1 rRNA gene is annotated in these 919 nt (G+C 58.7%); it reads right to left on the minus strand.

The window, feature by feature from the left end:
- Positions 1-919 (minus strand): 23S ribosomal RNA (locus tag ABD808_RS38380); the annotation flags it as partial.

The raw sequence follows: 919 nt of genomic DNA on the forward strand, positions 1-919 counted from the left end.
AGCGCTTCCATCACCGGCCTATCAACCCGGTCGTCTACCGGGAGCCTTACACCCACAAGGGGTGGGAGAACTCATCTCGAGGAAGGCTTCCCGCTTAGATGCTTTCAGCGGTTATCCCGACCGAACGTAGCCAACCAGCCGTGCCCCTGGCGGGACAACTGGCACACCAGAGGTCCGTCCGTCCCGGTCCTCTCGTACTAGGGACAGACCCTCACAATTCTCCTACGCGCGCAGCGGATAGGGACCGAACTGTCTCGCGACGTTCTAAACCCAGCTCGCGTGCCGCTTTAATGGGCGAACAGCCCAACCCTTGGGACCTACTCCAGCCCCAGGATGCGACGAGCCGACATCGAGGTGCCAAACCATCCCGTCGATATGGACTCTTGGGGAAGATCAGCCTGTTATCCCCGGGGTACCTTTTAGCCGTTGAGCGACACCACTTCCACACGCCGGTGCCGGATCACTAGGCCCTGCTTTCGCACCTGCTCGACACGTCCGTCTCACAGTCAAGCTCCCTTGTGCCCTTACACTCACCACCTGATTACCAACCAGGCCGAGGGAACCTTTGGGCGCCTCCGTTACTCTTTAGGAGGCAACCGCCCCAGTTAAACTACCCACCAGGCACTGTCCCCCACCCCGATACAGGGGCGCGGGTTAGACGCTCAAAACGACCAGAGTGGTATTTCACCAACGACTCCACCAACACTAGCGTGCCAGCTTCACAGTCTCCCACCTATCCTACACAAACCGTTCCAAACGCCAATACCAAGCTATAGTGAAGGTCCCGGGGTCTTTCCGTCCTGCTGCGCGAAACGAGCATCTTTACTCGTACTGCAATTTCGCCGGGCCTGTGGTTGAGACAGCGGGGAAGTCGTTACGCCATTCGTGCAGGTCGGAACTTACCCGACAAGGAATTTCG

Source organism: Actinomadura meridiana (assembly GCF_039537545.1).
In the GTDB taxonomy this organism is placed as follows: Bacteria; Actinomycetota; Actinomycetes; order Streptosporangiales; family Streptosporangiaceae; genus Spirillospora; species Spirillospora meridiana.